The sequence below is a fragment of the Streptomyces coeruleoprunus genome, from assembly GCF_039542925.1.
In the GTDB taxonomy this organism is placed as follows: domain Bacteria; phylum Actinomycetota; class Actinomycetes; order Streptomycetales; family Streptomycetaceae; genus Streptomyces; species Streptomyces coeruleoprunus.
On the sequence record NZ_BAABIT010000001.1, the window covers coordinates 459,760 to 484,537 of the forward strand.

Annotated in this window: 21 protein-coding genes and 1 pseudogene; 12 read left to right on the plus strand and 10 right to left on the minus strand. The window is 73.1% G+C overall.

Translation table 11 applies throughout. The features are described 5' to 3' along the window. Positions 1–83 precede the first annotated feature (83 nt). The 3 genes from ABEB09_RS02170 to ABEB09_RS02180 all read left to right on the plus strand — a co-directional run bounded on the left by ABEB09_RS02170 (position 84) and on the right by ABEB09_RS02180 (position 2,333). Positions 84–1,253: a heparan-alpha-glucosaminide N-acetyltransferase domain-containing protein gene (locus ABEB09_RS02170; protein WP_345686499.1), complete on the plus strand. Its 1,170-nt coding sequence runs from the start codon at positions 84–86 to the stop codon at positions 1,251–1,253. Positions 1,254–1,350: 97 nt separating this feature from the next. Then, entirely contained in the window at positions 1,351–2,067 is a 717-nt protein-coding gene (locus ABEB09_RS02175; protein WP_345686500.1) for an HNH endonuclease family protein, read from the plus strand. Continuing rightward, on the plus strand, positions 2,064–2,333 hold the full coding sequence (locus ABEB09_RS02180; RefSeq protein WP_345686501.1) for a hypothetical protein: 270 nt from the start codon (positions 2,064–2,066) through the stop codon (positions 2,331–2,333). Before ABEB09_RS02175 ends, ABEB09_RS02180 begins: the two co-directional genes overlap by 4 nt. Positions 2,334–2,418: 85 nt before the next feature. On the opposite strand, the gene ABEB09_RS02185 is transcribed toward ABEB09_RS02180, so the two are convergent. Continuing rightward, on the minus strand, positions 2,419–2,922 hold the full coding sequence (locus ABEB09_RS02185; RefSeq protein WP_345686502.1) for a hypothetical protein: 504 nt from the start codon (positions 2,920–2,922) through the stop codon (positions 2,419–2,421). 257 nt (positions 2,923–3,179) lie between these two features. Here ABEB09_RS02185 and tgmA point away from each other — a divergent pair, with 257 nt between their 5' ends. Both tgmA and tgmB read left to right on the plus strand, forming a co-directional pair. Next, positions 3,180–3,374 (plus strand): putative ATP-grasp-modified RiPP, encoded by a 195-nt coding sequence (gene tgmA, locus ABEB09_RS02190; RefSeq protein WP_345686504.1) that lies wholly within the window; start codon positions 3,180–3,182, stop codon positions 3,372–3,374. A gap of 17 nt (positions 3,375–3,391) precedes the next feature. Beyond that, the gene (tgmB, locus tag ABEB09_RS02195; protein WP_345686506.1) at positions 3,392–4,336 is read left to right on the plus strand and encodes an ATP-grasp ribosomal peptide maturase; all 945 of its coding nucleotides are present in this window, start codon (positions 3,392–3,394) and stop codon (positions 4,334–4,336) included. Here the strand turns inward: tgmB and ABEB09_RS02200 are convergent. The 4 genes and pseudogenes from ABEB09_RS02200 to ABEB09_RS02215 all read right to left on the minus strand — a co-directional run bounded on the left by ABEB09_RS02200 (position 4,333) and on the right by ABEB09_RS02215 (position 9,855). Next, a complete protein-coding gene (locus ABEB09_RS02200; RefSeq protein ID WP_345686508.1) occupies positions 4,333–6,534 on the minus strand; it encodes an ATP-binding protein in 2,202 nt (733 codons plus the stop codon). The two genes, tgmB and ABEB09_RS02200, sit on opposite strands and share 4 nt — an antisense overlap. A 214-nt stretch (positions 6,535–6,748) precedes the next feature. Beyond that, a pseudogene (locus ABEB09_RS02205) lies at positions 6,749–7,354 on the minus strand (AAA family ATPase); the annotation flags it as partial. 99 nt (positions 7,355–7,453) lie between these two features. Next, positions 7,454–8,800 carry a cytochrome P450 gene (locus ABEB09_RS02210; protein ID WP_345686510.1) on the minus strand — a complete coding sequence of 449 codons (1,347 nt, stop codon included), beginning with the start codon at positions 8,798–8,800 and terminating at the stop codon, positions 7,454–7,456. Positions 8,801–8,814: 14 nt separating this feature from the next. After that, positions 8,815–9,855 (minus strand): terpene synthase family protein, encoded by a 1,041-nt coding sequence (locus tag ABEB09_RS02215; protein ID WP_345686512.1) that lies wholly within the window; start codon positions 9,853–9,855, stop codon positions 8,815–8,817. A 755-nt stretch (positions 9,856–10,610) separates the two neighbouring features. Between ABEB09_RS02215 and ABEB09_RS02220 the strand changes: the two genes are divergently transcribed. From ABEB09_RS02220 to ABEB09_RS02235, 4 genes are all read left to right on the plus strand, one after another. Continuing rightward, on the plus strand, positions 10,611–11,816 hold the full coding sequence (locus tag ABEB09_RS02220; protein WP_345686514.1) for a hypothetical protein: 1,206 nt from the start codon (positions 10,611–10,613) through the stop codon (positions 11,814–11,816). After that, positions 11,783–12,625 (plus strand): ABC transporter ATP-binding protein, encoded by an 843-nt coding sequence (locus ABEB09_RS02225; protein ID WP_345686516.1) that lies wholly within the window; start codon positions 11,783–11,785, stop codon positions 12,623–12,625. The genes ABEB09_RS02220 and ABEB09_RS02225 overlap by 34 nt, the downstream gene beginning before the upstream one ends. Before the next feature lie 209 nt (positions 12,626–12,834). Then, positions 12,835–13,518 carry a serine hydrolase domain-containing protein gene (locus tag ABEB09_RS02230; protein ID WP_345686518.1) on the plus strand — a complete coding sequence of 228 codons (684 nt, stop codon included), beginning with the start codon at positions 12,835–12,837 and terminating at the stop codon, positions 13,516–13,518. Beyond that, on the plus strand, positions 13,431–14,213 hold the full coding sequence (locus ABEB09_RS02235; protein WP_345693815.1) for a serine hydrolase domain-containing protein: 783 nt from the start codon (positions 13,431–13,433) through the stop codon (positions 14,211–14,213). Before ABEB09_RS02230 ends, ABEB09_RS02235 begins: the two co-directional genes overlap by 88 nt. A gap of 38 nt (positions 14,214–14,251) precedes the next feature. Here ABEB09_RS02235 and ABEB09_RS02240 read toward each other — a convergent pair whose 3' ends face one another. Then, a complete protein-coding gene (locus ABEB09_RS02240; RefSeq protein WP_345686520.1) occupies positions 14,252–15,184 on the minus strand; it encodes a carbohydrate kinase family protein in 933 nt (310 codons plus the stop codon). A 256-nt stretch (positions 15,185–15,440) separates the two neighbouring features. Here ABEB09_RS02240 and ABEB09_RS02245 point away from each other — a divergent pair, with 256 nt between their 5' ends. After that, positions 15,441–17,111 (plus strand): M4 family metallopeptidase, encoded by a 1,671-nt coding sequence (locus tag ABEB09_RS02245; RefSeq protein ID WP_345686522.1) that lies wholly within the window; start codon positions 15,441–15,443, stop codon positions 17,109–17,111. 73 nt (positions 17,112–17,184) lie between these two features. Here ABEB09_RS02245 and ABEB09_RS02250 read toward each other — a convergent pair whose 3' ends face one another. The 3 genes from ABEB09_RS02250 to ABEB09_RS02260 all read right to left on the minus strand — a co-directional run bounded on the left by ABEB09_RS02250 (position 17,185) and on the right by ABEB09_RS02260 (position 20,960). Further along, positions 17,185–18,948, minus strand: a complete 1,764-nt coding sequence (locus ABEB09_RS02250) for a S8 family peptidase (RefSeq protein ID WP_345693816.1) — start codon at positions 18,946–18,948, stop codon at positions 17,185–17,187. Between the two features lie 122 nt (positions 18,949–19,070). Further along, on the minus strand, positions 19,071–19,853 hold the full coding sequence (locus ABEB09_RS02255) for a serine hydrolase (RefSeq protein ID WP_345686524.1): 783 nt from the start codon (positions 19,851–19,853) through the stop codon (positions 19,071–19,073). Positions 19,854–19,985: 132 nt separating this feature from the next. After that, the gene (locus ABEB09_RS02260; RefSeq protein ID WP_345686526.1) at positions 19,986–20,960 is read right to left on the minus strand and encodes a sigma-70 family RNA polymerase sigma factor; all 975 of its coding nucleotides are present in this window, start codon (positions 20,958–20,960) and stop codon (positions 19,986–19,988) included. 324 nt (positions 20,961–21,284) lie between these two features. Between ABEB09_RS02260 and ABEB09_RS02265 the strand changes: the two genes are divergently transcribed. Both ABEB09_RS02265 and ABEB09_RS02270 read left to right on the plus strand, forming a co-directional pair. Continuing rightward, positions 21,285–22,490 (plus strand): S8 family peptidase, encoded by a 1,206-nt coding sequence (locus ABEB09_RS02265; protein WP_345686528.1) that lies wholly within the window; start codon positions 21,285–21,287, stop codon positions 22,488–22,490. 336 nt (positions 22,491–22,826) lie between these two features. Further along, positions 22,827–23,465 carry a PASTA domain-containing protein gene (locus tag ABEB09_RS02270; protein WP_345686530.1) on the plus strand — a complete coding sequence of 213 codons (639 nt, stop codon included), beginning with the start codon at positions 22,827–22,829 and terminating at the stop codon, positions 23,463–23,465. A 2-nt stretch (positions 23,466–23,467) separates the two neighbouring features. On the opposite strand, the gene ABEB09_RS02275 is transcribed toward ABEB09_RS02270, so the two are convergent. Next, the gene (locus ABEB09_RS02275) at positions 23,468–24,616 is read right to left on the minus strand and encodes an aminotransferase class V-fold PLP-dependent enzyme (protein WP_345686532.1); all 1,149 of its coding nucleotides are present in this window, start codon (positions 24,614–24,616) and stop codon (positions 23,468–23,470) included. Positions 24,617–24,778 lie beyond the last annotated feature (162 nt).

The following is a 24,778-nucleotide window of genomic DNA, read 5'->3' on the forward strand; positions in this document are numbered from 1 at the left end:
ACGGCAGCGATACGGGGGAAGGCGGCGCGGCCGGGGGTTCCCCCTGCCCGGACGAAGCCGGGGGCCGGGGGAGGCTGCTCAGCGTGGACGTCGCCCGCGCCGTCGCCGTCTTCGCCATGTTCGCCGCGCACATCGGCCCGCCCGCGAAACCCGAGGGGGCGGGCCATCTGCTGGTCGCCTTCGACGGCCGGGCCCCGGCCATCTTCACCCTCGTCGCGGGACTCTCCCTCACGCTGTCCCGCGGCGGTACGACGCCACGGCCCGAACGGCCGGGCGCGCTGTGGGCCACGCTGGTCAAGTGCGCCGTCCTGGCGGTGCTCGGACTGTGGCTCACCGACCTGCGGTCGGGCATCGCGGTCATCCTCACGTTCTTCGCGCTGTACTTCCTGGCCGCCGAGCCCCTGGCGCGGCTGCGCACCCGCGCGCTGGCCGCCGTCGCCGCGGCCGCCGTGGTGCTCGGCCCCGTCCTCTCGTACGTCCTCGGCCCGTACTTCGGCTACCGGGTGTCCGGCCGCGGCCGCTACCCGGGCTTCGAGGCCGTCACCAGCTGGTCCGGGTTCACCGACGCCCTCGACACGCTGCTGCTGTCGGGCGCGTATCCGTGGCTGACCTACTTCCCGTACGTCGTCGTGGGCATGGTGCTGGGCCGGGTCCTGGACCTGTCGCGCGAGGGCGCGGTCCGCCGGCTCCTCGGCTGGGGGGCGGTGGGCCTGCTGGCCGGGCACGGGCTGTCCGCGCTGGCCCTCGGCCCCGGCGGCGGCCGCGAGGCGCTGCTGCGGGCCATCGCGCAGAGCCACCCGTACGCGGTGAACGCGGCCGACCCCGTGCAGGCCGTACTCGCCCGGCAGGCCGGGGCGATCCCCAGCACGTCGTGGGCGTGGCTGCTGGTCGACGGGCCGTACAGCCAGACGCCGTTCGAGACGGTCGCCAACGTCGGGGCCTCACTGCTGCTGCTCGGCCTCGCGGTCGCCGCGTGCCGGGTCCGGGTCGCCGCACTCGTGCTGCGTCCGCTGGCGGTCGTCGGCACGATGGCGCTCTCGGTGTACGCGGTGCACGTCATCGCCCGCGCCGAACTGCAACCGCTTCACGGCTGGCCGGCGCTCGGCTGGTTCTGCGGCGTGTCACTCGTGGCCTGCTACCTCTGGGCGCTCGTGTTCCGCGCGACCCCGCTGCGGCGCGGCCCGCTGGAGTGGGCGCTGCACGCCCTGATGCCGAAGCCGAAGGCCGGTGTCGGGGGTCGCGACGGAAGGTGACGGCGGTGCTCGTTCTCTGCGGGGTACGGCGGTTGGCGGGGCGCGGGTAGGCTGCGTGCGCACAACCGATCGAACGCCGCAAAGGGGATGGATGGACATGGCGCGTCAGGGGTGGGGCCGTGCGCTGGTGTTGACGGTCGGGCTGGTGCTCGGTGCGGCGGGCTGCACGGCGGCCGGCACCGGTACCGGGGGCGGCGGCGCGTCCGGGGAGCCGAAGAACAGCTCCTCGCGCGCCTCCGCGGACCGGGCCGGTGCCGGGACGCTGCCGGGGCTGCCGTCCGCGGCGGAGGCGCGGAGCCGGCTGGACGGCCTGAAGGTGGCCCCGCACGGGTCGATGAGCGGTTACAGCCGCTCGGCCTTCTCGCACTGGGCGCAGCAGGGCGACAAGTGCGACACGCGGGAGACGGTGCTCCGGCGGGACGGCTCGGGCGTGCGGCGGGACGAGAACTGCCGGGCGGTGTCGGGGACGTGGGTCAGCGTGTACGACGGGAAGACCCTGACGTCGGCGTCGCAGATCGACATCGACCACGTCGTGCCGCTGGCGAACGCGTGGCGCTCGGGTGCGCGCACCTGGGACACGGAGAAGCGCAAGGCGTTCGCGAACGACCTGACGGGCCCGCAGCTGATCGCCGTGTCGGCGGCGTCCAACCGGGCCAAGGGCGACCAGGGCCCCGACGAGTGGCAGCCGCCGTCCCGGGCGTACTGGTGCACGTACGCGAGGGCCTGGACGGGCACCAAGGCGGCGTACGGCCTGTCGGTGACCGTGTCGGAGAAGGCGACGCTGACGGAGATGCTGGACACTTGCCGCTCATGAACGAAGCAGCTCTGCGGAGCGAGGTGACGGCGGGCCGCGGCGGCGCGATGACCGACGAGGTGGGCGTCGTCACCGGAGACCTGACGGTGATCACCGCCCGGGCCGCGGACGGCCTCGCGCACATCACGGTCGCCTACACGGGCGCCGAGGAGTCGTACACGCTGACCGGCAGCCCGGTCCCGGTGCCGCCGGACGGTGTGGAGGCGCTGCACACGCGCGTGCTGGACGCGATCCGCGCGGGCGGTGCGGCGGAGGTCCCGCGCTGAGCCGTGCCCCCGGTGCGGAGGGAGCCCGCGGAGCCGGGTCGCGGCCGCCGCGGGCTCGGGGTGGCGCCGGTGGGGTGCCGGCCGGTCAGTGGAACAGCACGGTGGCGCCGCCGGCGGCGGTCGTGACGGAGCCGGGGCAGAGGAAGCTGCCTGACGTCTTGGTCGCGGTGAAGGCCCGGTTGACGTACTTGCGGCTGGTGCCGTCACGGTCCCAGGTGATGTTCGTCGCCTTGTAGCGGCAGGAGACGAAGCTCTGCTGGCCGGTGATGTCGATGGCGTCGGCGACGGCGGTGCCCGTGGTGTCGTTGAAGGTGAACACCGGGTTGTTGTTGAGGGCGGCGGTGATGCCGCCGTCGCAGGTCAGGTTGCCGCCGGGCTTGTTGATGGTGGTGCGGTCGACGGTGAGCGTGCTCGGCGGGTTCGCGCTGGTCGCCGCGTTGGTCCAGGTGCAGGTGTTGCCCGAGACGGCGATGACGCCGTCGACCTTCTGGTCCGCGAGCGGCCCGGCGGCGGCCGCCGCGGTGGACGGTACGACGGCCGTGGTGACGACCAGGCCGGCGATCCCCGCCAGTTTCGCTATGTGCCTCATGGCGTTCCTCCTCGCCCTGTCCTTGTGGGGGGCGTCCGGAGGGTGCCACAGCCCCCTTGAAATGTCAGGCACACGTCAAAATGCTGACCGATTCCCGCCCACCGCGGCCGGATCCGGTCACCGAACACCCCAACAGGCCCTGTGTGACCGCCTTCACACGCAGACAGCACCGATGTCGCCGACAGTGATGAGCCCCCTACGAGCCCGGCACGTACTCCCCCATGCACCGCTCCCCCACGAGGCCACGAAGGAGACCCATGCGCCCGTTCGTGTTCGACTACGCCCAGCCGGCCGGGACATCGGACGCCGCCCCACCCCCCTACGCCTATGACTCCACCCGTCAGCTGAACGTCCTGCCCGACGGGCGCCCCGCCATCGCCGACCGGGCGGTCCTCCGCGCGACGGGCACCACCACGTCCACGGCCGGCTCCCAGACCCACTTCGACGACTGACCGGCCGACGGCGCGCCATGACCGTGCTGATCCTGACGTGCGAGCAGGATGTCACCACGGACCTGGTGGTGGCCGAACTGCACGAGGCGGGCGTGCCCCTGGTCCGCGTCGACCCCGCCGACGTCCCCGGCGGCGTCGCACTGTCCGCCGAGTACGTCCACGGCGACGTCCACTGCTACCTGTCGGCCGACGGACGCATGGTCAGCTCGTCGGCGCTGCGCTCGATCTGGGTGCGGCGCCCGGGCGAGCCCGCGGCCCACTCGGCAGAGCCGTCGCCGTGGCTGACCGCCGAGACCGGACAGGCCCTGTACGGGATGCTCTGCTCGACGCCGGCCCGCTGGATGAACCATCCGCGCGAGGCCGCACAGGCGCGCTCCAAGCCCTGGCAGCTGCGCTGCGCGCACCGCAGCGGCTTCGCCGTGCCGCCCACGGTCGTGACGACGTTCCCGCGGGTGGCGCGGCAGTTCGTGGAGCAGTACGGGACGGGCGAGGGCGGCGTGGTCGTCAAGTCCCTGTCCGGGCCGCCGAAAGGCGAGCCGCGCGTCGCGCTGCCGACGGCGCTGGTGCCTCCGGGAGCGGACTTCTCGGCGGTCACCGCCTGCCCCACGCTGTTCCAGCAGTACGTGCCGAAGCGGGCCGACATCCGCCTCACATACGTGGGTGGCCGGCTGTTCGCGGCCCGGAAGGCCGCCGCTCCGGGGCAGGTCGACGGGCGGTACGGCGGGGCGGGGCACGGCTGGGAGGAGGCGCGGGTGCCGGACCGGATCGAGCGGTCGGTCCACGCGTACACGCGGCTGGCGGGACTGGCGTACGCGGCCTTCGACTTCGCCGAGGACGCGGACGGGGTGTGGTGGTTCCTGGAGTGCAACCAGGGCGGTCAGTTCGGCTTCGTGGAACTGGAGACCGGCCAGCCCATCGCCCGCGCGATCGCGTCGTGGCTGGCCGGTCCCCGGGAGGGCTAGTGCTCCTCGGGCTCCTCCCCGGAGGTGAGGCCGAGCGCGCGGCGCAGGCCCGTGCGGTCGGTGCCGAGTTTGGTGAACACCGCGGACAGCAGCTCGGAGACGGTCTGCTCGTCGCTCTCCATCCGGTCGGCGATCGCCGTGTTGTCGAGGCCCAGTGCGGCGTGCCGGGCCGCACTGTGCTCGGCCGTGGTCAGGGAGTCCTGCTCCGTCAGGTGCAGTCGGCGTGGGCGCAGGCCGGCGGCCGCGAGCTGCTTCCTGGCCTGGGTCGCCAGCGCGTCGGCGCCACAGGTGGTGGCGGTCTCCATGCCGCGGTAGAGCTGCTGGGCGGCCTGCTCCAGATTGCCCACGGCGTGCAGGGCGGTGCCGTGGTCGATGAGCGCGTGCGCGAGTTCGTACGCGGCCGGGGACTGCTCCAGGTGGGCGACGGCCTCCTCCAGCAGCGCGGTCGCCCGGACGGGGTCCGTCGTGGCGGCCGCGACCCGCAGGGCGTGACCGATGGCGCTGGCCGTGCCGAACGTACGGGCGCGGCACACGGCCTCCTCGGCGGCGGCACGCGCCTCCTCGGGCTTGTGCTTCACCTGTGCGAGAGCGAGGTCGAGCTGCCAGGGGCTCCAGGACGGGTTGCGCGTCCCACGCCGGACGAGCCGCTCGCCGGCGGCGCGGAGCTGGCGCTCGGCCTCCTCCGTCTCGCCGCGGGCGAGGAGCAACTTGCCCCAGACGGCCTGCGGGTCGGGGTAGACGACGGCCTTCGGGAAGTTGTCGCCCAGGCCGTAGCTCCGGGCGACCTCTTCGGCGCGGGCCACCCGGCCACGGGCGAGGAGCGTCTCGATGAGCGTGCCGATGGCGTACCACTGGGCCGGGACGCCGTGTCCCACGCGGTCGGCGACCTGGAGTCCGCGGCGGACGAAGTCCTCGGCCTCCGCGAGCCGGCCGCGCCGGTAGCGGATGTAGCCCAGCAGGGTGTAGGCGAACGAGAGGTGGGCGCCGCGCCAGCCCATCTCCTCGAACTCGGCGATCGCGGAGTGGAACATCTCCTCGGCGCGGCCGGGCTGGTCGCAGTACATCAGGGTGAGCGCGACGACCACCGGGACCTCGAACCCGAAGTCCGGGTCGGTCCAGCTCATGCCGCCGTTCAGCGCCTTCTCGGCGTAGTGCAGGGCCTGTTCCGCCGGTTCGCCGCGCATGACGGCGTCCCAGGAGCGCAGGCCGAGGATATGACGCTCCGCCAGGTCGCGTCCGGCGAGGCGCGTGGCGTACTTGGCGAGCAGCCGGGAGCGGGCCGGGGAGTCCTGCTCGTCGACGCGGACCGCGTTCCACTTGAACAGCTCGGCCTGCATCCGCAGTTTGGTGCGGGGGCTGGTGGTGTTGCGGATCTCCTCGGCGAGGAGCTCCGTGGCCTGTTCGATCCGGCCGATGTGGGCGAGCGCCTGGGCCAGCCGGTAGATGATGGCCTCCCGCAGCCCCTGCTCGATCTTGGGCTCCTCCAGGGCGGCCCGCAGGTGGTTGACCGTGGTGGCGGGTTCGGTGAGGAGGCTGGCGGCGCCGAGTTCGAAGAGGACCTGGGCCCGGTCCTCCACCTCCGGCGGTTCGCGCAGCGCGCGGGCCAGGTAGCGGCGGGCCGCGTCGGGTGCGCCCGCCGAAAAGCTGTCGCGGGCGGCCTGGCGCAGCTGCTGGACGACCCAGGGGTCGCCCTCCGGGTGCATCTCGAGCATGTGGCGGGCCGCCGCCACGGCGCCGAGCCCTTCGTCGATCACGGCCTGTGCGGCCATGCCGTGCATCGCGACGCGCACACCGGCCGGGATCGACCTGTAGACGGCGGTGGCGATCAGCGGATGGCAGAACTCCACGACCTGCTCGCGCCGGATGTTGGTGAGGACGGTCAGGATGCGTGCGGCCTCCAACTGCTGGATGGCCTCGTCGGTCTGGGCCTCGCCGAGCGCCGCGAGGTCCCCGGCGAGCCGCTTGGAGATGCCGGAGCTGCCCAGCACCGCGGCGGCCCAGGCGAGCCGGACGGTGGAGGGGCCGAGCTGTTCCAGCCGCTCTATGAGGCCGCTGCCCTTCACCGCGGAGGCGAGGTCGCGGAGTTGGGCGATGTTCTCCTGGTCGGGCCGCAGCCCGCGCTCGCGGCCCTTCGCGGCCAGCTCGACGACCTCGAACGGATTGCCGCCGGTGATCGCCCAGTACTCGCGGCAGAACATGTCGTCGGCGCCGTTGCCGAGGCTCTCGCGGACCAGGCGGGCGACGGCGCCCGAGGTGAGGCGGCGCCAGCTCGTGCGGGCGGGAGCCGCGGCGCTCGGCGAGGCTCTGCAACGCGGCGGCGTCCGGCCGCAGTTCGTCCGGGCGCCAGGCCACGACGATCAGCATGGCGAGTTCGTCGGCTCGGGCGGCGAAGGAGGTGAGCCAGGCGAGGGACTCGGCGTCGGCCCAGTGGGCGTCGTCGAGGACGAGCACGAGGGGCTTGCTGCGCACGGAGAAGTGCGTGATGACCCAGTCGAGGCCGTCGCGCACACCCTGCGGGTCGGGCGCGGCGCCGTCCTGCGGCCCGGCCAGGCCGATGGCGGGTGCCACGATGCCGTACCAGCTGCCCAGGATCTCGCGCCGCTCCTGCTCGCCCAGGGCGGCGAAGAGCGGCTGGACGAGCTGGCGCATCACATGGAACGGCACCTGCTTCTCCTGCTCGCCGCCGCGGGCGAACAGCACCGTGCAGCCGCGGTCCGCCGCGTCGCGGCGGAGTTCGCGGAGCAGGGTGGTCTTGCCGAGCCCGGCGGGGCCCGCGAAGGCGAGCACCCCGCCGTGCCGCACTCCGGAGCCGTTCCCCGGCACACCGCACAGGTCGTCCAGGGCACGGCGGATAGCGAGTAGTTCAGAATCCCGTTCGAGCAGGGAGTGGCAGGCCCATCCTTGCTGTTCCACGGTTTGCGTCATCCTTGCCCCCTCCAGCACGTGCGGCCGAGTGTAGGGGCAAGACGACAGGACCGTGCTGCTCACGACCATTCTTCTGGGAACATCGCCACTCATACGAGCGCAAGGCTGTACCCTTCGCTGACGCACTCACCAGCCCGGCCTCAAGGGCCGGCCAAAAGCCGCCGCGGAAGCGGTCGGAGCGGTCCGGATCCGTCAGTGACGGGGCACCGGGATCATCGGCAGCGCATTCGGTTGCGGCATGCCCGCCGGCACCTCCCGCACGGTGCTGCCCGGCGCGGGAACGAGCCTCCACCGGGCCGCCACGGCGGCCACCACGGTCACGATCTCCGCCACCGCGAAGGAATCCCCGATGCATTTGTGCTGACCGGCTCCGAAGGGGATGAAGCTGTGGAGGTGGGGGTGGTCCGGGGAATCGGCGCCCCAGCGGTCCGGGTCGAACGACGTGGAGTCCCGGAAGAGGCCGGGGTCCCGGTGCAGCGCGTAGGGGCTGTACGCCACTTCGGCGCCCTCGGGGATCTCCACGCCGCCGAGCCGGGCCGGGGCCAGCGCGCGGCGGGTGAAGAGCAGCGGGGAGTGCAGCCTGAGGGCTTCCTGGAAGACCTGGTGGGTGTAGGTGAGCCGGGGGAGGTGGGCGGGCCGGACGGGGCCCTCGCCGACCACCTCGTCGATCTCCGCGTGCAGCCGCTTCTCCACGTCGGGGCGGCGGCCGAGTTCGTGGAAGATCCAGGCCATGGTGGTCGCCGAGGTCTCGGTGCCGGCCAGGGTGAGGGAGATGACCTCGTCCCGTACCTGTGCGGCGCTCATGCGCTCGCCCGTCTCCGGGTCGGTGCTGGTGAGGAGCAGGGACAGCAGGTCGTCCCCGTCGCCGCTGCCGTACCCGGCGATGACCTCGTCGATGGTGCGGCGCAGGCGGACGGCCGCGGCGTCGAAGCGCCGGTTCAGCGGGATGGGCAGCCGGTCGAGGGCCTTCGGGATGACCGCCCGGACGAGCATGCCCTCCAGGATGACGGGCAGCGACCGCTGTACCTCGGCGACGGCGGGCCGGCCGGGATCGCCCGAGAACACCACTTCGGCGATCATGGAGAGGGCGACCCGGCGCGTCTCCCGGTCCACCGCGATCTCCCGGCCCGCCGTCCAGGAGTCGGCGAGGGCCGTCGCCTCACGGCACATCAGCTCGGCGTAGCCGGCGACGCTGCGGCGGTGGAACGCCGGCTGGAGCAGTCGCCGTTGCTTGCGGTGGAAGTCGCCGTCGGTCATCACGAGGCCGTCGCCGAACACGGGGCGCAGCCGGTCGAAGACCCTGCCGCGGCCGAAGCGGTGTGCCTCGCTCGTGAGCACGGCGTGGATGAGGTCCGGCGCCGTGAGGACGTGGACCGGCCACGTACCGATGTCGATGCGCGCCACATCCCCGACGGTGCGCAGGGACTCCAGGAACGCGATGGGACCGCGCCACAGCTGGAGGGCGTGACCGAGGACGGGCAACCGTCCGGGGGCCACCGTGGGCTCGGAGACCGTACGGGTCCGTTCGGTGTGCGTCATGGGCCGACTCCCCGTCAGGCGGCGGAAACCAGGTCCGGGCGGGTGTACGCGGATTCGAGTCCCGCGACGAACCGCTCGTCGTCGTACCGTGTGCACTCGTAACGCTGCCACATGTCCGCGCCGGTCATCCAGTCCTCGTAACCGCGCACGCAGCGCTCGGCGTCGGCGCGTTCGACGGGGTCCTTGACGTCGAGCGCGTCCAGGATCCGGGGCAGGTCGCGGGAGAGGGCCAGGAAGTCCTCGACACGCTCGTGGATGCGCTCCTCCACGTCCGCCACCGCCCGTTCGAGCGGCCAGCCGTGCCACCAGGCGAGGAGGGAGGCGAGGTTGTTGTTGTCGCCGCAGGAGTACTCCTTGCGCAGCGAGAAGATGTCGTTGCCCCAGGACACGACGTCGATGGCGCTCCACATCAGTTCCCGGAACGCCGGGTCCTGGTGGACCCGCGGCGGCAGGGCGATGCCGTGCGCGGCCTCGACCATGTCCATCATGGGCAGCAGCTGGGAGCTGTGACGGCGCATCAGGACGTAGTCGTCGACGGCCGGCTGGCCCGGGGCGCGGCGGTTGACGGCCTCCTGGTCCAGGGAGCGCAGCATGGCGGGTACGTGGAGCCGGTAGCGCGCCCGCAGCGGTTCGGTCATCCCGTCGAGGATGCGGTCGCACAGGTCGATGAACCCGGCGACCAGCGGGTTGTCGCAGGAACGCAGGGCGGCACCCGCGTCCCCGTCGGTCAGGTAGGTGTCGATCGCCCGGGTCACGGGGAGCCAGGCGGCCACGTCGCCGGACCTGATGAGGTGGTCGTGCTGGTCGTCGAGGACGAACGACCAGGCCATCCATTGCGAGAGCAGCAGGACGTCCTCGTAGGACGCCGCGTGCTCCACGCGCGCCGACAGGTGCCCGAAGCCGATGCCGGCGAAATCCTCCGCCGCCTCGTGGATGAGCCCGTGGCGCAGGGCCCACTCGGTCGCCTCCTGATTCGCCCGCCGCCCTTCCGGATGTTTGGAATTCCGGAAGGGAAGATGGAAGTGAGGGACGGTGAAGGTTTCGAGAATTGCCATGGTCCCCTCCCAGGGAAATCCCGATTCGCCATCCCCGCTCGTTCACCTCTTGGTCGAAGACCCGGAAATCCGGCCCTCTTCCGAGGTATCGTCACACCTACGCGCCGAGCCACTGGAAGCACAGCACAGGCGCCCGCCTACGGGCGCACGAGAACGTCAAGCGGCCGCTTCAGACATTAACGCGCAGAGGCGATCGGACTGTCAATATTATGTGCCTCGAAAACGCTGCCTGCATAACGCAATTGCCAGGGGAATTATCAATCAGGCATATGCGAAATGCTGTGGCCAGCGGTTGACTTCCACAGCGGCCTTCATATAAGGCACCGAGCCCGCTCGGCGGTCGGCCGGTGAGGGCGTCGAAGCCGTCCGGTTTTCGCCGTTCCCGCACGGCCTCCGCACGGCCTCCCGGGCGGGCAATCCCTCACACGGGTGAGCCCGACACACACGGGTGAATCGAACGCGCCGTCACGACGTCCCTCGCTCGGCGCCCCTTGGCCCGCCGCCCGCCCGTCGCACCTTTCTTCGACGCTTCGCTCTTCCGTCGCCGTGACACCGCCGTGAACAGGCGCGTTACCGGGTGGACGATGCCCGACCACCCTGATTCCGGGAGAAGCGATGAACCCTGTGCCCACCCCTGCCGTGCCTCGCGCCGTGTTCGAGAAGCCCGTCCTGTGCCACACCGCGCACGGGCGTCTGATTGACGCCTCCGTGGCCGCGTTCGGCCGCTCCTCACGACCGGCGGGGAGGTGGCGCGCATGAGCGGGAAAGACGTACGCGGCACGGCACCCGGCACCCCGCCCGTACCGCGCCCCAGGGGCGAGGCACTGCCCCTGCCGCCGGCCGAGCTCGCCGCCGGCCCGTCGGGCGGCGACGACCCGACCGACGGGATGGAGGAGGCGTACTGGTCCGTGTACGACGGAGCCGCCGCCCGCGCGAGCCTGTCCCGGATCGCGGGCCGGCTGCCCCGGATCGTCCGGCGGATCGGCGGGCTCGCCTGGGCCGCCGACCGCGCCGCGACGGCGGCCGTCGTGGTGCTCCAGCTGGGCTCCGCCTCCATGGCCGCGTTCGGGCTCATGGCGTCCGTGACCGTCCTGCACGAACTGTTCGCCCAGGGGCCCACGCCGGACAGGGTCCGCGCCGCCGTGCCGGCCATCCTGCTCGTGGTGGCCCTCCTGTCCGCCAGGGCCCTGCTGGAGGCGGGGGTCTCCCTGGCCCAGGCCCGGCTGACCCCGAAGATCCGCACCGCGCTGGAGCGGGAGTTCCTGCGTCTGACCGCCCATGTGCGGCTGGAGGTGGTGGACGACCCCGACTGGCACGACGACGCCTACCGGGCCAACGACCGGGGCCTGTTCTACGCCCGGCAGATCGTGGGCCAGGTCGTCTCCCTGGCGTCCGCGCTGCTGGGGCTCGTGGGGACCGCAGGTGTCCTCGCCGTGCTGCACCCGCTGCTGATCCTGCTGCTGCCGCTGTCCGTGGTCCCCGTCGGGGCGGCGGCGGTCCGCGCGACGCGGGCCCGGTTCCACAGCTTCCGGCGGTGGAACGCGCTCCAGCGCCGCGTGCGGGTCTTCTCCTGGCTGCTGCTGGACCAGGACGCGGCCGCCGAACTGCGCTCGGACACCGCGCAGCGCGCCCTGCTCGACGAGCACTCCCGGCTCACCACGCTGATCGCGCGGGAGGACACGCGGCTCGGGACGGACGCGGCCCTGCTGAACCTGGCGGGCCGTACGGCGGGCGGGCTCGGCACCGGTGTCACGTACACCGTGCTGGGCGCGATGCTGATCGCGGGCTGGCTGCCGCTGGCCGCCGGCGCCGGCGCCGTCCTCGCCATCCAGGCGAGCCACGGTGCGCTGACGCGACTGGTCGACGTGGGACACCTGGTGTACGAGCACGCCATGTGGGTGGACGACCTGCTGGCGTTCCAGGAGCGGTGCCGGGGCTGCTGCCCCGCCGGCGGGAGCTGACCGCGCCGGGGACGGTGGGGGTGATCACCCTGGAGGACGTCTCGTACACCTACCCCGGCAAGGAGACGCCCGCGCTGGACGGGGTGTCGATGACGCTGCGGGCGGGGCAGACGGTCGCGTTCGTCGGGGTCAACGGGTCGGGGAAGAGCACCTGTTCACGGCTGCTGGCGGGCCTGTACGACCCGGACGGCGGGGCGATCCGCTGGGACGGCGTGGACGTCGGGGAGATGGACACCGAGTCCGTGCAGGCGCGGGTCGCCACGGTCCTCCAGGACCCGGTCCACTTCCCGTTCAGCGCCCTGGCCAATGTGACCGTCTCCCGGGGAACGCTCACGCGGGCCCGCCCGCGGGAGGCCCTCGACGCCGTGGTGGCCTCGGGGGCGGACGAGGTCATCGCCGGGCTGCCGGACGGCTGGTCGACGCTGTTGTCCAAGCGGTTCCGGGGCGGACGGCAGCTGTCGGCCGGCCAGTGGGCCAAGATCGCCGTGGCCCGCGGCATCTACAAGGACGCGCCGCTGCTCCTCCTCGACGAGCCGACCGCCAGCATGGACCCGCGGGCGGAGCACGCGGTCTACCGGGCCGTGCTGCGCGGGGCGCGGCGGCCGGACCGGATCACGGTGCTGATCTCGCACCGGCTCGCCAGCGTCGTGGAGTGCGACACGATCTATGTGTTCGACGACGGGCGGATCACCGAGTGCGGTACGCACCAGGAGCTGCTGGCCCTCGGCGGCGCCTACGCGGAGATGTTCCGGCTCCAGGCTGCGGCGTACCGGGACGACGGTGAGGGGGCGGCAGCGGCACCCGCCTGACAGCCGGGGGCGGGTCGTACGGATCGGAGGGTGTACGCCGAAGGGGGCGGAATACCGCGGAATCGGCGCCCGTCGCCCTGACAAACGTCATACCTTCCCGTGCACAAGATCCTTCCGAGGGTGGAGGCCCGGGCCGGGAGGGCGAGGTGAGGATGGGTCACATCCCGCTCGCACCAGGCGAGAACCAACGAGAACAGGATGACCGACGCATGTCCTCACCCCGCCCGACCACCTCGCCCGCCCTGCGGCGCGCCCGCCTGGTGGCGGTCGCCTCCACGGTGGTGCTCGCGCTCGCCACCGGCGCCTTACCGGCACAGGCGGCCGTCGCCGGGCCCGCGGGCGGCACCACCACCGCCGCGGCCGCCGCGGTCTCCCCGTCCGGCCTGGACCGCGAGGCGCTGCGGACGTCGCTGGACGCCTTCCACAAGGCCGGCATGTACGGCGCGTACTCGGCGGTGCGGAACGGCTCCGAGCAGTGGCGCGGCGCCACGGGCCTGGCCGACGTGGCGACGAAGCGGCCGACGCGTCCGCACTTCGAGCACCGCATCGGCAGCATCACCAAGACGTTCACGGCCGTCGCCGTGCTCCAGCAGAACGCCAAGGGCCGTATCGACCTGGACGCGCCCATCGGCCGGTACCTGCCGGACCTCGTCCCCGGGGAGGAGGGCCGCGAGGTGACGGTGCGGATGCTGCTCAACCACACGAGCGGCATACCGGACTACATCCTCCCGCCTTCCCGGGCCTGCTGGAGAACCCGGGCAAGGCGCTCGACGAGGGCCGTCACCGGCACTGGGAGCCGGAGCAGCTGGCGCGCCTGGGCCTCGCGGCGAAGCCGGTCGCGAAGCGCGGCACGTACTCCTACTCCAACACCAACTACATCCTCGCCGGGCTGATCCTGGAGCGTGTCACGGGCCAGGACGCGGAGGCCTACATCACCCGCAACGTCATCCGCAAGGCGGGGCTGCGGCACACGTACTTCCCGCGCACGGCGGCCATCAAGGGCCCGCACGCCGGGATGTACGAGTCGATGTACGGGCTCATCGACCCGCCGCGCGACTACAGCGAGTACGACATGTCGTGGGGCGGCACGGCCGGCGCGATGGTCTCCACGATGGCCGACCTCAACGACTTCTACCGCCGGCTGCTGAGCGGCAAACTGCTGCCCGCCGCTCAGCTGCGCGAGATGAAGACGACCGTGCCGGCCTACGAGCCGGAGCCGGGCGAGGAGCCGGCGATGCGCTACGGGCTCGGCATCTACACCCTGAAGATGCCGAACGGCGGCTGGTACTGGGGCCACGACGGCGGGGTCTTCGGCGCGGGCACGTGGTCGCTGTCCTCGGAGGACGGCCGCCGGCAGGTCTCCATCGGCTACAACCTGATGAAGTACCAGCGCTTCGACGAGCAGGGGAAGCCCCTGCCGGACCCGATCACGGACGCGCTGTACGCGTACGTGGACGGGGCGCTGGCCGCTCCCGCCGGGAAGGCCCGCCGTGGGGCGGCCGCCCGCTCGGACGCCCCGGCCCCCGCGGCGGTCGCGCCCGCGCCGCTGGTCGCGACGCTCGTGGCACCGGAGCAGCTGCACCGGTAGGCCTGTGGTGCCTGTGCGGCCGTCCCCGCCGGACTCGGTCAGGCGGGGGCGGCCGCACCGGTTTCCGTCCCGGGACCGGCCATGGCCGCGGAGAGCTCTTCCGCGGTGATGAACGAGGTGTGCGTGCCCGCGGTCGTACAGGCGTGCGCGCCCGCGAGCGAGCCGGCCCGCATGCACGCCTCCCAGTCCGCTCCGGCGAGCCGGGCATGGAGGAAGCCCGCGACGTAGCTGTCGCCCGCGCCGTTGGTGTCGACGATCCGGTCGGCGGGCAGGGCGGCTGCCGGGACGTGCCGCATGGGCGCGCCCGGCAGCTGGAGGTGGCTGCCGTCGGCCCCGGCCGTCACCACGACGGCCCGGGCGCGGCCCCTGGCGAGGATGTCCTGTGCGACCTCCTCCACCCGGTCGCCGAGCGCCGCGGCGGAGACGAACACCAGGTCGGCGCCGTAGGCGAAGTCGCGGTGGTGGTCGTGGTGTCCGTCCCAGTCGTGCAGGTCGGTCGAGGTCGGTACGCCGAGGGCGACGGCCTCGGCGAGGGCGTGGCGGGCCCAGTCCATGATCGAGACGTGGACGTGGCGGGTGCGGCCGAGGACCGGGCGGTAGAGCAGCGGGTCCACGGTCATGCCGGCGGGGTGGCGGCCGTCGTAGAAGGACATGCGCCGGCCCCGGTCGTCGACGAGGATCACGCTGCGCCGGGTGCCGCTGGGATGGGTGCGGTGGTCGAAGGAGAGCCCCGCGCGTGCGTACGCGGAGCGGATCAGGTCGCCTTCGGGGTCGGTCCCGATGACGTCGGCGAAGTGGGTCCGCAGGCCGAGGTGGTGGCAGCCGAGGGCGACGCCGTTGCCCGTGTGGGCCACGTAGCTCTCGATGGGTGGCACGTGCACGGAGTCGCGTACCGGCACGGGCAGTTCGGGGACGCGCACCACGGTGTCGACTCCGGCCCCGCCGATCACGAACACGTCCAGCTCGCTCACGCACCCCTCCGTCCTTCCGCCGCACGGCGGTCCGGCGTCACTCTGCCACACCGCGCGGCGAACAACCCGGACTCCCCGCCCAGTCCCGAGCAAATCCCCGCGGGTCCCCAACCGCCGTTCGGATAGCGGACATTGGACCGCACCTTCAGGACAAGAGCTGGTCAAAAACTTGACCAGTATCTGTCAACCCAAGGTCATCTTCTGTCACTCTCGCTGCCACATCCCCATCCCCCACGGATCGAGAGAAGGAGACCGCGTGTCCCCGTACTCCCGCACTTCGCGCACCGCCATACGCGCCGCCGCCCTCGCCGCCTCCGCCGCCATGGTCGTGGTCGGCGTCCAGTCGGGCACGGCCACCGCCACGGGCACCGCCGCCCCCTCGGCGGACCGGGCGGCGGGCGCGACCGCCGTCCCGCTGGCCGCCTCCCAGCGCGTCGCCGCCCTCCGCCAGGCCCAGGCGGCCGCGGCCGTCACGGCCGAGCGGATCGGGCTGGACACCGCCAAGGAGAAGCTGGTCGTCCGCGACGTCGTCAAGGACGCCGACGGCACGGTGCACACGCGCTACGAGCGCACCTACGAGGGCCTCCCCGTCCTCGGCGGCGACCTCGTCGTCCACACCGCCAAGGACGGCCGCGACAAGGGCGTCACCAAGGCGACCGGCGCGCGGATCGCCGTCGCGTCCACCGCCGCCGCCGTCGCCCCGGCCGCCGCCCGCAAGGCCGCCCTCGCCGCCGCGGCCGAGGGCGTCCACGCCGGTGACGCGCACGCCGACGAGGCGCCCACCTCGACCGCGCCGCGCAAGGTGATCTGGGCCGCCACCGGCAAGCCGGTCCTCGCGTACGAGACGGTCGTCCACGGCCTCCAGCACGACGGCACCCCGAGCGAGCTGCACGTCGTCACCGACGCCGCCACCGGCAAGAAGCTGTACCAGTACGAGGCCATCGAGACCGGCACGGGCACCAGCCAGTACAGCGGCACCGTCCCGCTCGGCACCACGCCCGGCTCGGCCGGCTTCGACCTGCTCGACAGCGGGCGCGGCGGCCACAGGACGTACGACCTGAACGGCGGCACCTCCGGCACCGGCAGCCTGTTCACCGACGCCGACGACACCTGGGGCAACGGCCTGCCGACCAACCGGCAGACCGCGGCCGTCGACGCCCACTACGGCGCCGCCCTCACCTGGGACTTCTACAAGAACGAGCTGGGCCGCAACGGCATCGCGGGCGACGGCAAGGCCGCCTACTCGCGCGTCCACTACGGCAACGCGTACGTCAACGCCTTCTGGTCCGACCAGTGCTTCTGCATGACGTACGGCGACGGTGCGAACAACGCCAAGCCGCTGACCTCCATCGACGTGGCCGGCCACGAGATGACCCACGGCCTGACGTCCCGCACCGCCGGCCTGCGCTACAGCGGCGAGTCCGGCGGCCTCAACGAGGCCACCAGCGACATCCTGGGCACGTCCGTGGAGTTCTACGCCAACAACGCCAACGACCCCGGCGACTACCTCATCGGCGAGAAGATCGACATCCGCGGCAACGGCACCCCGCTGCGCTACATGGACAAGCCGAGCCGCGACGGCAAGTCCGCCGACTACTGGTCGCGTTCCGTGGGCCGCCTCGACGTGCACTACTCGTCGGGCGTCGCCAACCACTTCTTCTACCTGCTGTCCGAGGGCAGCGGCACGAAGACGATCAACGGCGTGAGCTACGACTCGCCGACCTACGACGGCGTCGCCGTCACCGGCATCGGCCGCGTCAAGGCGTACCAGATCTGGTTCAAGGCGCTGTCGGTCTACATGACGTCCAGCACGACCTACGCGGGCGCCCGCACCGCCACGCTGCAGGCCGCGAGCGACCTGTACGGCGCGGGCAGCGCCGAGTACCAGGCCGTGAACAAGGCCTGGGCCGCGGTCAACGTGAAGTGAGCGCGGGAAGGGGCCCCGTCCGGCAGCAGCCGGGCGGGGGCCCCTTCGTCGTTCCGGGGATTGATCAGGGACGTCAGAAGGTCAGGTTCCAGGCGTCGATCCGGCCCGTGTCCTGCGCGGCGACGTCCTGGACGCGGAGCTTCCAGGTGCCGCCCGCCGCCTCGGACGAGGCGTCGACCGTGTACGTCTTGGCGACGTTGTCCGTGCCGTCGTTGTTGGCGAAGTCCTCCAGCGGGTACACCGTGCCGTCGGGCGCGACGAGCGAGAGGACGAGGTCACCGCGGTAGGTGTGCTTGATGTCGACACCGACCTTGAGGGCCGCGGGCGCGTTGCCGCTCACGCCGGTGACCGTGATGGGGCTCTCCGCGGTGGCGTTGTCGGCGATGGCCACGTCGGTGGTGTTCTCGAAGTACGTGCCGGGCGTCGGCGTGGTGCCGGAGACCGCCTTCAGCGCGTCGACCTGGCCCTCGCCGAAGAAGCCGTTCCTGGCGGTGGTGCCGGTGCAGCGGCTGTCGGCGGGGCAGGCGGTGTCGGTGGCCTGGGAGGCCAGCCGGGCACGGAGGTCCGCCGGGGTGAGCGCGGGGTCGGTGCTGGCCATCAGCGCGGCGACGCCCGCCACGTGCGGAGACGCCATCGACGTGCCGTTCTTGTTGCCGTACTTGCCGCCGGGGAGCGTCGAGTACACGCCGTACGAGCCGTCACCGCCCGGGGCGCCGATGTCGATGACGTCGCGGCCGAAGTTGGAGTACGAGGCCTTGACGTTGCCGCGGCCCATGGCGGAGACGGTGACCACGCCGGGCAGCTCGGCGGGGATGTCGATGCAGGCGTTGGTGATGTTCCGGGTGACCGGCGTCGAGTCGTTGGGGCTGGTCGAGTCGGTGGTCTTGTTCGCCAGGTCGTAATTGGAGTTGCCCGCTGCGGCGATCTGCAGGGAACCCTTGCCCTCGGCGTACGCCTGGGCGCGCCGTACGCCCTCGATGATGGCGGCCTGGTCGGCGTCGTCCGGGCAGTTGAACATCCACGGGTCGGTGTAATAGCTGTTGTTGGTGACCTTGAAGCCGTGGTCGCCGGCCCACATGAAGCCGCAGATGGTGTTCTCGGGGTAGAACAGCGCCGTGTTCGGCTCGGCGATGCGGACGGAGGAGATCTTCACGCCGGGGGCGACACCGATGACGCCCTTGCCGTTCTTGGCTGCGGCGATGGTTCCGGCGACGTGCGTGCCGTGCGTGTCGACGTCGCGCCAGGCGCCCGCGCGGGTGTCGGGGCGGCCGTAGGCGCAGGAGACGGAGTCCGCGGCGTTGAAGTTCGGCGCGATGTCCTGGTGGAGGTCGTCGACGCCGGTGTCGAGGACGCCGACCTTGACGGTGGGCGAACCGGTGGTCACGGCCCAGGCCTGGTCGGCCTTGATCTGGGTCATGTCCCAGCGGTTGGACTCGGTGAGCGTGGTGGGCGTCTGCGACGGGGCCGCCGGCAGCGCCGGGTTGTACGCGTCGGCCGGTACGTCCGAGGTGCGGGTCGCGCCGACCTGCTGCACGCCGCTGATCCCCCGCATGGTGGCGGCGAACGTCGTGGAGGTCGAGTGGGCCACGACGACGCCTATCGCGTCGTAGTGCGCGAAGACCGTACCGCCGTTGGCGGTGACGGCGGAGCGCACGGCCGAGGTGTCCCCCGGTGCCGTGATGACCAGGTACGCGCGGGTTCCGGCGGCCCAGGCCGCCGTCGGCGCGGACGGGGCGGCCGCGGCGGGCACGGGGGGAGCCGCGAAGGCGACGGCCGCGCCGAGGGCGGCGGCGGTCACGGCCGCACGTCTGAACCGGGTGGATATCTGGGGAAGCATGGTGTCCTCCGAAGGCCCGTCGGCACGGGTGGTGCCGGGGCGGGCCGTGGTGAAGAAGTGGTCGACGCGCAAGATCTCAGACTCGTGCCCGTCAGGGGAAGTGGTCGGCAGGCACGGTCTGTTCACCCGGTGGCCGGTTCACCGACACCGGAGGCACTCCTTCCGGTGTGGCGCAGCGACCAGACGCGCGCGGAGACGCGTGCCAGCACGCGGGCGGCGGGGTCGGCCACGGCGTGTCCGGAGGCGAGCGGGCCGGTGTAGCAGACGGCGAGGGCGTACGGGGGCGCGTCCTCGGGGAGGACGACGGCGGCGCTGTGGCGGACGCCGGTGATCCAGCCGTTCTTGAAGGCGATGCGGGTGCCGGGCGGGAGCCCGGCGGCGAGGTCCACGCGGTGCCTGTTGTGGGCGAGTTCACCGAGGACCGGCCGGGGCAGCCAGCACAGGAGGCGTACGAGGTCGGCGGCGGTCACGAGGTTGGTGATGCCGGCGGCGCGGGCGGCGGCGTCCTCGATGCCGCGCCGTGTCGTGGAGTGTCCGGCCCCGGCGAGGCGCCAGATCTCGTCCACGGCGTCGATCCCGATGTGGGCCAGCAGGGTGTTGGTCGCGAGGTCCGAGGAGTGGGCGATCATCTGCCGGGCGAGCCGCCGCAGGGACACCCGGCGGCCCAGCAACGCCCATGTCTCCGCGTCGACTTCGAGGTCAGGCGGAATGGCGTAGTCGGGGGCGCCGGGCAGCGCGGAGGGGAACGCGTTGCGCAGCGGCACCTTCGCGTCGAGGTCGAGGCCGCTGCGGTGGAGGGCGGCCAGCACGGCCACCTTCATGGTGCTGGCCGCGTAGTGCGGGTGGTCGGGGTTCCTGGCGAGGTACGCGGGGCCGCCCGGGACGGCGGCATACACCGACAACATGCCGACGGCGCTACCCGGGGGGTGGTGCGGGGAAACGGCGGGAGGGCCGGGGCGGGGGCTTTCAGGCCAGGCGGGCCCCGGCCGGCACGCGCGCCGTTCCGGCCGGCCGGAGGGCCGACCGCGCGCCCGGGCTCAGCCCGCCCACTCCAGCAGGGGCCGGCGGCGTTCGGGGACGCGGAGCTGGGCCAGCGCGCGGTTCTCCAGCCGGCGTACCCGCTCGGGGGTGAGGCCGAGGCGTTCGGCCACCTCCTTGCGCGTACGGGTGTGGCCGTCGTGGAGGCCGAAGCGGAGGCTGAGGATCATCGCCTCGCGCGGGGCGAGGGTGCCGATGGTCTCGCGGAGCTGTTCGGCGAGGGCGCGGTACTCCACGACGTGGGGGGCCTGGAGGACCTCGGCGTCCTCGATCAGGTCGCCGACGACGGTCCCGCCCTCCTCGCCGACCGGGGTGTCCAGGCTGATGGCGTCGCGTCCCATGCGGCGCAGCGCGGTGACCCTCTCGGCCGTCATGCCGGCCGCTTCGGCGGCCTCCTCGGCGGTCGGCTCGCGACCGAGCCGCAGCTGGAGTTCCCGTTCGCGCCGGCCCAGCTTGGACAGCTCCTCCACGACGTGGACGGGCAGCCGTACGGTCCGGGCGTGCTGGGCGAGGCCGCGTTCGATGGCCTGGCGGATCCACCAGGTGGCGTACGTGGAGAACTTGTAGCCCTTGGTGTAGTCGAACTTCTCGACCGCCCTGATGAGGCCGAGGTTGCCCTCCTGGATGACGTCGAGGAGGGGCAGGCCGCGGCGGCTGTGGCGCTTGGCGACCGCCACGACGAGCCGGAGGTTGGCGCGGACCATGTGGTCCTTGGCGTGCTGCCCGTCGCGGGCGGCGGCCTCCAGGTCGCGGGTGCGTCCGGCGGGCAGGTCGCGGCGGTCGGCCTCGGCCTCGCGCAGCAGCTCGTCGGCGTACACGCCGGCCTCGATGCGCTTGGCGAGGTCCACCTCCTCCTCGGCGCCGAGCAGCGGCGTGGCGGAGATCTGCGCGAGGTACTGGCGCACCAGGTCGGCGGCCTCGTCGGGCTCGGCGGGGTCCGTCCGGCGCCTACCGGTCACGAGGCCCTTCTCCATGCCTGGTCACCTCCGGGCCGTCACCCGGCTCCGGGGCCGGAGGGCGGCTTCGTCACTCCCTGTGCCGACCGTTCGACGCGGTGCCGTCACCGTGGCGGCCGGCTCTTCTCGGCTCTCCTTCTCGACCGGTTGCGGCGGTCTCCTTCATGACCGGGTTGCACGCCCAGTGAGCGACAAACGTCACAGAGAGCCACAAACACACCACTCAGGCATCTCATATGACGAATGGCGTGCACCTGTCATGCGGGTGGCGGTCGCCCTCCGGCGGGCCAGATACCGGGCGGAGGCGTACCCCAACGCCCCCTCGGCCGATCGGAGTTCCGCATGAAGAGGCCCCTGCGCCGGATGACCTCCGCGCTCCTGCTGCTCGTCCCCCTCGCCGCCGCTCCCGCCACGACCGCCGCCGCCGATCCCCCGTCCCGGCCGCCCCTCAGGTCCGCCCCCGCACCGCTGCGCACGCAGGCGGAGGGCGGCATCACCGGCCAGTACATCGTCACGCTCAAACGGGACGTGACCTCGGCCACCGTCGCCCAACGGGCCGGGGTCACCCCGCTGTTCTCCTACAGCCGCGCCCTCAGCGGCTTCGCCGCCCGGCTCACCGCCGAACAGCTCGCCGCCGTACGGACGCTTCCCGAGGTGGAGGCCGTCGAGCAGGACGCGGTCGTCACCGCGGCGCCCGTCCAGGCGAGCCCCGCCGCACCGCGCGTCGCGGCCTCCAGCTGGGGCCTGGACAGGATCGACCAGCCGTACCTGCCGCTCGACAACCAGTTCAACGTCAACAGCACCGGGGCGGGCGCCTGGGCGTTCATCCTGGACACCGGCATCGACTACGGGCACCGGGAGTTCGCGGGCCGCGTGTACGCGGGCTTCGACGCCATCGGCGACGGCCGCAACGGCCAGGACTGCCAGGGCCACGGCACCCACGTCGCCGGCACCGTCGGCGGCTCGACGTACGGGGTGGCCCGCCAGGTGAGGCTGGTCAGCGTCCGCGTCCTCAACTGCGAGGGCAAGGGCTCCAACGCCGGCATCATCGCCGGGATGGACTGGGTCGCCCGCAACGCCGTCCAGCCCGCCGTCCTGAACGCCTCCCTGGGCGGCCCCCGCTCCGAGGCCGTCAACCTCGCCGCCACCGCCCTGTCCGACAGCGGTGTCCTCCCGGTCGTCGCCGCCGGCAACGACGCGGTCGACGCGTGCGGCATCTCGCCGGCCAGCGCCTCGCGCGTCGTCACCGTCGGCGCCACCAACCACCTCGACCAGGAGACGAACTTCTCCAACTTCGGCCGGTGCCTGTGGATCTACGCGCCGGGCGCCCAGATCATCTCGGCGCGGCTCGGCGGCGGCAGCGTCGCTCTGAACGGCACGTCCATGGCCAGCCCGCACGTCGCCGGCGTCGCCGCGCTCTACAAGGCGCAGAACCCCGCCGCCGGCCCGGAGAACGTCGCGGTCTGGCTCGCCGACCAGTCCGTCAAGGGCACCCTGACCGTCACGAAGGGCTCCCCGAACCGCCTGCTCCAGACCGGCGGCCTGTGACCTGTGACCCCTGCGGCCGTCCGTACGCGGCGGGCGGCCGCGACCGGCACGGAGACGTCGGGTGGTCCCCGACCACACGGGCCCGCCCGTGGGACGGACACCCCGAAGGCGCCGAGCCGGCCACGCCGGCAGCCGACATCACCGACGCGCGTGCGGCCGGTCCCCTGAGGACCGGCCGCACTTCGACTGGACGCCTCCGCACATCGAGACGGTCGTCGGCCGGGAGGCGACGGCCCGGCATCCGGCGGCGTGGCGGCGCTCCGCTCCCGGAACATGACATTCGGTCACCGGCGGGTGCACCATGTCCCTTCTCGTCCGTACAGCCATGGGGGGACCATGCGCATCCGCACCACCATCACCGGCCTCGGCGCCGCGGCACTCCTCGTGCTCACCGGCTGCGACGACACGACGAAGCCCGCCGGCCCCGCGCCGGGCGGCTCCGCGGCCACCACCACGCAGGCACCCGCGCCCGGCGCCGGGCCCACGAAGGGAGCGAAGGGGCAGCTGCCCGACTTCGTCGGTATGGGCCTGCAGAGCGCCCAGGACAAGGCCCAGGAGCTGGGCTTCCACCACCTGACGTCCCACGACGCCCTCGGCCGGGGCCGCAACCAGATCTCCGACCGCAACTGGAAGGTCTGCACCCAGACACCGCAGCCCGGCGCGCACCCCACCGACACGCGGATCGACTTCGGCACCGTCAAGCTCCAGGAGACCTGTCCCCCCGAGGACGCCGGGACCGACACGCCCACCGCGGGCGCCACGATGCCCGACTTCACGGGCAAGTCGGTCAAGGTCGCCCGCCGGGCCCTCGACTCCGGCACCAGCCTCACCGTCCAGGACGCGTCGCCGGAAGGCCGGATGGTCCTGGTCGAGTCCAACTGGCAGGTCTGCACCCAGGATCCGGCGGCCGGCACCGCGATGACCGGCCGGCCCGTCACGCTCACGGCGGTGAAGTTCGGCGAGACCTGCCCCTGACGTCAGCGGCCGTCGAGCAGCGCACGCAGCCCGGCGGCCAGGCGCTCGTACTCCTGCGGCCGGTTGTAGATCTGGCCGCAGATCCGGATGCCGCCGCCGCCCGGCCAGGGCCAGATGAGGACACGGCAGCCCAGCCGGGCGGCGATCTCCTCGCGCAGCGCCGCCGCCTCGGCGGGGGTACGGGCCAGGCCGGCCGGCAGGCGCAGGGCCCGCATGGCCAGGGACTCGTCCGCGGGCAGGGGCACCACACCCGGGAGCGTGGCGAGCAGTTCGGCGCCGTAGCCCGCGAGGGCGCTGTTGTGGGCCCGCACCCGGTCCGCGCCGAGCGCGGCGAGCAGGTCCAGGCCCTCGGGGGCGGCGAGCCAGCCGGTGTAGTCGACGGTGGCCCGGTTCTCCACGGCGCGGGGGAAGCCGTGGTGGTCCTCCCAGGACGGCACGGGCGCCCGTACGTGTGAGCGGTGGGCGGGCGCGACGGCCAGGACGGCGCTGCCCGGCGGGGCGTACCCCCACTTGTGCAGGTTGCCGAACCAGAAGTCGGGCCGGCCGGCCAGCGGGGCCGCGAGCATGCCGGGTGCGTGGGCGCCGTCCACCACGGTGGTCACCCCGCGCTCGGCGAGGCCGGCCAGCAGCCGGGGCGTGGCGACGGGGCGGGCGGTGGGCGAGCTGATCCGGTCGAGCAGCGCCACCGTGGTACGGGGCGTGACGGCGGCCAGCACCGCCTTGCGCACCGCCTCCTCGTCGGGCAGCGCCGGATCGAGGACGACGGTGGTCACCCGGGCCCGGCGGGCGGCGGCCGCGACGACGGTGCCGTACCCGTGGTCGGTGACCAGGACCTCGTCGTCCGGCCCCAGGCGCAGGGCGTCCAGCGCGAGGTTGGCGGCCTCGGTGGCGTTCGTGACGAAGGCGATCCCCTCGGGGTCGGCGCCCAGGTGGGCGGCCACGCGCCGCCGCGCGGCGGCGAGCCGGTCCGGTACGCCCAGGAAGAAGGCGTCGGGATCGGCGTGCTCCTCCGCCTGCAGGCGGCGCCGTGCCCGGTCCACGGGCACCGGTACGGCGCCGAAGGACCCGTGGTTGAGATGGGCCACGTGCGCCCCGAGCCGGAACAGCTCCGGCCCCTCGGGGAACTCGCCGGGTGAAGTCGCCGGGCTCATCGGGTCACTCCGTCCACCACCTCGTCATGGGCCGGCCGGGTCACTCCGCCGAGGGTAGGGGCGACGCGGCAGCCGGGGAAGCGGGCCGCGTCCCGGGTCCACGGGTGCGGCGGTGCCGGGCCCCCGGTTCCGGCGGTCGGCGCGGCGGCGCCCCTGACCGGG